The organism is Aeromonas sp. R3-1 (assembly GCF_040908345.1).
GTDB classification, from domain to species: domain Bacteria; phylum Pseudomonadota; class Gammaproteobacteria; order Enterobacterales; family Aeromonadaceae; genus Aeromonas; species Aeromonas veronii.
Map to the genome: position 1 here is coordinate 1 of NZ_JBFODN010000043.1, position 6959 is coordinate 6959.

At 58.4% G+C, this 6959-nt stretch carries 6 protein-coding genes; 3 read left to right on the top strand and 3 right to left on the bottom strand.

Annotated elements, in window-relative coordinates; all coding sequences use genetic code 11:
- The 3 genes from AB5Y85_RS02235 to AB5Y85_RS02245 all read right to left on the bottom strand — a co-directional run.
- Positions 1–1467: retention module-containing protein (locus AB5Y85_RS02235; protein ID WP_368221111.1), on the bottom strand; the 1467-nt coding region annotated here is incomplete at its 3' end.
- A gap of 231 nt (positions 1468–1698) precedes the next feature.
- Positions 1699–3360, bottom strand: coding sequence for a putative transporter (locus AB5Y85_RS02240; protein WP_005335335.1), 1662 nt, complete (start codon positions 3358–3360; stop codon positions 1699–1701).
- A 127-nt stretch (positions 3361–3487) separates the two neighbouring features.
- A complete protein-coding gene (locus AB5Y85_RS02245) occupies positions 3488–4123 on the bottom strand; it encodes a hemolysin III family protein (protein ID WP_005335337.1) in 636 nt (211 codons plus the stop codon).
- A gap of 175 nt (positions 4124–4298) precedes the next feature.
- Between AB5Y85_RS02245 and AB5Y85_RS02250 the strand changes: the two genes are divergently transcribed.
- From AB5Y85_RS02250 to AB5Y85_RS02260, 3 genes are all read left to right on the top strand, one after another.
- Entirely contained in the window at positions 4299–5822 is a 1524-nt protein-coding gene (locus AB5Y85_RS02250) for an aminotransferase class V-fold PLP-dependent enzyme (RefSeq protein WP_257688143.1), read from the top strand.
- A gap of 90 nt (positions 5823–5912) precedes the next feature.
- On the top strand, positions 5913–6476 hold the full coding sequence (locus AB5Y85_RS02255) for a septation protein A (protein ID WP_064335576.1): 564 nt from the start codon (positions 5913–5915) through the stop codon (positions 6474–6476).
- A gap of 24 nt (positions 6477–6500) precedes the next feature.
- The gene (locus AB5Y85_RS02260) at positions 6501–6797 is read left to right on the top strand and encodes a YciI family protein (RefSeq protein WP_047436050.1); all 297 of its coding nucleotides are present in this window, start codon (positions 6501–6503) and stop codon (positions 6795–6797) included.
- The last annotated feature ends 162 nt before the right edge of the window (positions 6798–6959 follow it).

Consider the following 6959-nt stretch of genomic DNA (forward strand, 5'->3'; position numbering starts at 1 on the left):
CTGCACCTGGTTGTCACCAATCTCACCCTTGCTCAGCAGGCCATCATCCGGGTTGCTGTCATCCACAATGGTGACGGTCGGAGCCGCAGTCGCAGTCACATCGACGCTGCCGTCGTCCATCGCCTTGCCAGTGTTACCCGCCAGGTCGGTCACACTGGCATCCGCCTTGTAGCTGCCCTCCGCCAGCGGGGTGGTCACATCCACGCTGTAGTTGCCGTTTTTGTCGACGGTGGCACTCAGGGTTTGCTTGTCACCTTTGGCATCGGTCACCACGATGGTCACTGTGCTGCCTTCGACTGCATCCGTCTTACCGGTGATGGTTGGGGTGGTGTCGTTGGTGTTGTCCGGCGCATCAACAGTGATCACTGGAGCCGTTACATCGACACTACCATTGTCGGTCGCACTGCCGGTGTTGCCCGCTGGATCGGTGACGCTGGCCGTCACCTGATAGCTGCCTTCCGCCAGCGGGGTAGTCACATCCACGCTGTAACCACCCCCCGGTTGCACGGTGGCGGTCAGGGTTTGCTGAGTGCCATTGGCATCGGTCACCACTAGGGTAACTGTGCTGCCTGGAACCGCATTGGTAGTACCAGTGATGGTAGGTGTGGTGTCATTGGTATTGTCAGGCGCATCGACGGTGATCACTGGAGCGGTTACATCCACACTCCCTGAATCAGTTGCACTGCCGGAATTCCCCGCAGGGTCGGTCACTGTGGCGGTGACGGTATAAGAGCCTTCCGCCAATGGGGTGGTGACATCCACGCTGTAGCTGCCGTCCGGCTGTACCGTAGCGGTCAGGGTCTGCTGGTTGCCGTTGGCATCGGTCACGACCAGGGTAACGGTACTGCCCGCCGGGGCATCCGTCGTACCGGTAATGGTCGGGGTGGTGTCGTTGGTGTTGTCTGGGGCGTTCACGGTGATGGATGGTGGAACGCCATCAAACAGGATATCGTCCTCACCACCAAGGGCATCCCCTATGGGGGCTGTATCTGCGGGGTTATCGGTATCAAACCCGGCTTCGGCAATGGTTGCATCACCGGTACGGTCGATGGTGACAAAACCACCGTTGCCACTGGCACCGGCGACCCCCCCAATACCGCCACCGCCGGCAGCAGGCGCACCGCCTGCTGCGGAGGCTTCAAAAGCCTGGGTCGGGTCAGCCCCACCCAAAATGGCCTGTTGCAGAGCACTGATATCATCAGGAGTACCTGCAGCACCGTTTTGCGCCAACTGGGGGGCATCCCCCTCTTCGGCAGGCTCACTCTGTTCGCTGGCCGGTTGCACAGTGAACGACTGTCCGCCCCCCATGAAACTGGCGCCATCCGGCGACATGATCACCGCCCCTTTCGGCAGCACATCACCTTCAGCCAACAGCTTCCGGCTGCCATCTTCGGCAACCAGATAAATTTGTCCTTTAAGTTGGGTTACGGTTACGCCCTGTTCCAAGGTAACGGCATTGGTAATCATGTTCTCTCCTGAATCCTGATTTGAATGCAACAAGCCACAACTTACTGTGCATACACATGGCAAAAATAACCAGCTCGAAAATTCGAAAGGATAGGGAGATTTGAGGCTGAACTGTTCAGCCAGACAGAAGTGTGTAAGACCAGGTTGTGATAATGGTAAAAACCAAAATTATCAATAAATTACAGAATGATGACGAGAGCATGACAAGGCATGCTCCCGTCAGGATTAACCCTATGCTCCCGCCCAGAGGATGATAGCCAGCAGTTGTGGCGAGATGATCCGCAGGAACATCACCAGCGGGTAGACAGTGGCGTATGAGAGCGCACTGGCGCCACTGGTCGGGTGCATGGCGTTGGCAAAGGCCAGCGCGGGAGGATCAGTCATGGAGCCGGCCAGCAAACCGCACAGGGTCAGATAGTTCATCTTGCCGTAGAGGCGCGCCAGCACACCGACCACCAGCAGCGGGATCAGGGTGATCGCCATACCATAGAGCATCCAGGCTGGACCATCGCCGTTGATCAGGGTATCGACGAAGCCGGCACCGGACTTGAATCCAACCACCGCCAGAAACAGCACGATCCCGATCTCCCGCAGCGCCAGGTTGGCGCTGGGTGGCATGAACCAGTAGAGCTTGCCGATGCTGCCGATCCGCGACAGGATCAGCGCCACCACCAGCGGCCCCCCCGCCAGACCCAGCTTGAGGGCGGCCGGGAAACCGGGCAGATAGAAGGGGATGGAGCCGAGCAATACGCCAAGGCCAATCCCGATAAATACCGGCAACATCTGCACCTGTTGCAGTTTTTGCTGCACGTTGCCGACCACATTGGTCACCGCTTCGATGGCGTCGAGACGGCCAACCAGGTTGAGGATGTCACCAAACTGCAGGCTGGTCTGACTGGTCGGCACCAGTTCGATACCAGCCCGGTTGAGACGGGAGATCACCACGTCATAGCGCTGTTTGATGTCCAGATCGCGGATCTTCTTGCCAAGAACCTGCTCGTTGGTCACCACTACTCGCTCGACGCGCAGATCGGTGCCCCGGGTCGAGAGCGAGGTCTCCACCTCCTCCCCCAACACCAGCAACACCTTGTGCAGCGCGTGACGCTCACCCACCAGGTGCAGCAAGTCACCCAGTTCGATACGGGATTCCGGCCGTGGCACCATCAGCTCGTCGCCCCGTTTGAGCCGTGAACAGATGACATCAGACTCGTCGAGACTCGGGATCTCGCTCAGCATCAGGCCGTGCATGTTGGGGTTGCGCACCGCGATGTTGATGGTCTGCAAGCTCTCCTTGGTTTTACCGGTTTGTAGCTCGAACTGGGCGGCTTCATCGTCGATCTTGATGCGAAAGAAGACCCTGACCAGCCACATGGTGAGCAAAATGCCACAGATACCAAACGGATAGGCAACCGCATATCCCATCCCCATCAAACCGGTAGAACCGGGCGCGGCGCCCAGCTCGGCCAGGATCTGCTGGCCCGCACCGAGGGATGGCGTATTGGTGACGGCACCGGAGAAGACCCCCAGAATGACCGGTAACGGCACATCGAAAAATTGATGCAAGCCAGCGGCCACCACGCAGCCAAGGATGACCAGCAAGGCGGCAAAGGCGTTGAGTTTGAGACCCGAACTGCGCAATGACGAGAAGAAACCCGGCCCGACCTGGATGCCGATGGTATAGACAAACAGGATCAGGCCAAATTCTTGAATAAAGTGAAGCGTTTGTGCATCCAGCGCGAGATCGGAGGCGCCTGCAAAGTGACCTACTATGATGCCGCCGAACAGCACCCCCCCTATTCCCAAGCCAACGCCATAGACTCGCCAGTTTCCCAGCCAGAGTCCTAGCACTGCCACCAGCGACAACATGCTGATGGAAAGCGCGATTTCACTCATTTCGTGCATCCTTTGCGAATTGAACTGGCCCTAGCTTGTCAGCAAACGCTGATGCCAACTGTGTGATACCGCACGAATTTATCCTTTTACGCGCTAAAAATACCAATTAAGGGCTAGTTGCAAGACGTTAGGCGACGTAGCCGTAAATGGCCATAAAGTGACAAACGCTGCCACCCAGCACAAAGAGATGCCAGATGGCATGGTTATAGGGGATCTGCTTGGCCACATAGAAGATGACCCCGAGGCTGTAGATAAGGCCGCCAAGCCCGAGCAGCAGCAGCCCCTCACCGGCCAGATGGATGTAGAGCTGATAGATGACCACCAGCGACAGCCAGCCCAGCATCAGGTAGGTAAAGAGCGACAACTTCTTGAAGCGATTGATAAACACCAGCTTGAACACTACGCCAGCCAGCGCCAGGGCCCAGATCACCACCATCAACCCCTTCGCCAGCGGCGTATCGAGCGCAACCAGCAGGAACGGAGTGTAAGTACCGGCGATCAGCAGATAGATAGCGCAGTGATCAAACACCTTGCACCAGCGTCTGGCCCGCCCTTCCGCCATACTGTGGTAGAGGGTCGAGGCGAGATAGAGCAGCACCAGACTGCCGCCATAAAGGCTGTAGCTCACCAGCGCCTGTGTGCCCTGCCCCCATCCCTTGATTAGCAACAGCACCAGCCCGACAATCCCCAGCAACAATCCCGCACCGTGACTCAGCCGGTTTGCCAGCTCCTCCCGGGGAGAGTAATCCATCACACCACTCATAACATCTACTCCACAATAACTGTGGCTCACTCTACCCAGCGCCATTTCGGAGTACAAGTGTTCGCTTAAAAAATGGAGTGGCTGTCACCTGCCAACCTTTGGTGTATGCTCTGCCGCCGATGCCCGAGACAAGCGGCATAGACACCTACCCCGGTGACCTGGTCTGGAGAACCTGATGAAGTTGACTGAGTTGTTTGCACAAGCGGATCCCGCCTTTGGCGAGGCGATGAACACCTTGCTGGAGAGCTTCCACCACTCCGACGACAGTCAGGCCCCCTATCAGCGCGACCTGTTCACCCACCAGCTCGATCAATCCCGCATGCCTGCAGTCGGCCAATCTATCGAGGAGTATCTGGCGCGGCTGGCTACTCTGGTGCCCGGTGCCTCGCACCTCACCTCGCCACGCTACATGGGCCATATGACCGCGCCACTGCCGGCCTATACCGCCGAGCTGTCGCGCCTGCTGGTGATGCTCAACCAGAATCCGATGAAGATGGAGTCCTCCCGCCTGCTCAGCTTTCTGGAGCGGGAGGTGCTGGCCAAGCTGCACCGCCTCATCTATGGCAGGGACGATGCCTTCTACGGCGAGCAGATGCATGCCAAGGATGCCGCCCTCGGCGTCATGACCAGCGGTGGCACCATCGCCAACGTCACGGCACTGTGGTTGGCCCGCAACCGCGCCTGCGGCGACAACCTGTTCGCCCTCTATGAGCAGGGCTATCGGGGCGCCGTTATTCTTGGTTCCCGGCTGATGCACTACTCCTTCGACAAGGGGATGGATCTGCTGGGGCTGGGCGCTCGCAGCGTCTGGCGCCTCGAGACCGACGAGCAGAACCGGCTCAGTCTGGCTGCGCTGGAGCAGGCGCTGATCCAGTGCAAAGAGCAGAAATTGAAAGTACTGGCATTGGTCGGCGTGGCAGGCAGTACCGACTTTGGCTCCATCGATCCGCTGCCAGAACTGGCGGCCATCGCCGAGCGCGAGCAGATCCACTTCCACGTGGATGCTGCCTGGGGCGGCCCGACCCTCCTCTCCCCCCGCTATCAAGGTCTGCTAGCCGGGATTGAGCGGGCTGACACCGTCACGCTGGATGGTCACAAGCAACTGCTGGTGCCGCTCGGTACCGGCATGCTGCTCTGCCGCCAGCCGGACCTGATGATGGCGGTCAAGCGAGAGGCCCCCTACGCCATTCGCGCCACCTCGTTTGATCAGGGCCGCTTTACCCTGGAGGGCACCCGCCCGGCCAATGCCCTCTATCTGGATGCCGCCTTCCAGCTGTTCGGCCAGCAAGGCTATGCCGACCTCATCGAGGCCAACTACGACCGGGCCCGACTGATGGCCGAGCTCATCACCAATAATCCGGCCTTCGAGCTGATGTCTGCTCCGGTGATGAATCTGCTCTCCTATCGCTGCATCCCGCCCCATCTGCAGGGCAAGGTGCTGGATGAAGCGGCCAACGAGCAGATCAACGCCTTCAACGTAGCGCTGCAAAAAGCCCAGCGCGCCGAGGGGCACAGCTTTGTCTCCCGTACCCAGCGCGCCGTGGTGCGCTACGGTACCCAACCTCTCACCCTGCTGCGCGCTGTGCTGCTCAACCCCCTGATTGAAGAGCGCCATATCCGCGACCTGCTGGCCGATCAGCAGCGACTGGGGCTCACCATTGCTCGCCAACTGTTTGGCGACAGCGTGGAACCGGCGTAAAAATGAGCGGTCTTATTCATTTGCCGTTGTCCACCGTACAGGTAGACTGGGCAAAATTTGCAGGCCATCTTTGAGGACTAGGCGCCAACAATGAAGCAATTTATTGAATTTATTCCACTTATCGTTTTCTTCGCGGTCTACAAGTTCTACGACATCTACATGGCTACCGGCGCACTGGTGGTGGTCACCGGTCTGCAGCTCGCCTATAGCTGGATCCGCTATCGCAAAGTCGAGAAGATGCAGCTCTTTACCTTCCTGCTGGTCGGCTTCTTCGGCGGCCTCACAGTTTTCTTCCACGATGACACCTTCATCAAGTGGAAAGTGACTGTCATCAACGTGCTGTTCGCACTGGGTCTGCTCATCAGTCGCTACGGCTTTGGCAAGAACCTGATCAAACAGATGCTGGCCAAGGAGCTGCAAGCACCCGATAAGGTCTGGGACACAGTCAATCTCGGCTGGGTCGGCTTCTTTACCGTCTGTGGCCTGCTCAACCTCTATGTGGCGTTCAACCTGCCGCAGGAGATGTGGGTCAACTTCAAGGTGTTCGGCCTGCTGGGGATGACGCTGGTCTTTACCCTGCTGAGCGGCGTCTATCTCTATCGCCACATCCCTGCCGAGCAGTTGTCCCAGCAAAAAGACGAACCCAAAAAGTAACCCTCATCAGAAAAGGATCCTCTCATGTGGTATCTCATCTACTCCGAAGATGTCCCCGATAGCCTGCCACTGCGCAAGCAGGTTCGCCCTGCCCATCTGGCTCGCCTGCAAGCCCTGCAGGATGAAGGTCGCCTGCTGACCGCGGGTCCTAATCCGGCCATCGATGCCGAGGATCCGGCCGATGCAGGCTTTACCGGCAGCACCGTCATCGCCGAGTTTGCCTCGCAAGCGGATGCCAAAGCCTGGGCCGATGCCGATCCCTATGTGGCAGCTGGCGTCTATGCCAAAGTGACCATCAAGCCGTTCAAGAAAGTCTTCTGACCCAAAGCGCATAGCTAAATAAAAAGGCCGGACTGGAAGTTCATTCCAGTCCGGCCTTTTTGCATCCCGTGTCCCGTCCTGAATATGGTTTACACCTTTCCCCCCAATAAATGGAGAGCCCGATGGGACAAGGTGTGAAACGGACACAGCGCGATTACTCGC

Excerpts from the sequence above, each read along its gene's own strand:
- AB5Y85_RS02240 (WP_005335335.1), bottom strand. The coding sequence starts at position 3,360 with ATGAGTGAAATCGCGCTTTCCATCAGCATGTTGTCGCTGGTGGCAGTG.
- AB5Y85_RS02245 (WP_005335337.1), bottom strand. The coding sequence starts at position 4,123 with ATGAGTGGTGTGATGGATTACTCTCCCCGGGAGGAGCTGGCAAACCGG.
- AB5Y85_RS02250 (WP_257688143.1), top strand. The coding sequence starts at position 4,299 with ATGAAGTTGACTGAGTTGTTTGCACAAGCGGATCCCGCCTTTGGCGAG.
- AB5Y85_RS02255 (WP_064335576.1), top strand. The coding sequence starts at position 5,913 with ATGAAGCAATTTATTGAATTTATTCCACTTATCGTTTTCTTCGCGGTC.
- AB5Y85_RS02260 (WP_047436050.1), top strand. The coding sequence starts at position 6,501 with ATGTGGTATCTCATCTACTCCGAAGATGTCCCCGATAGCCTGCCACTG.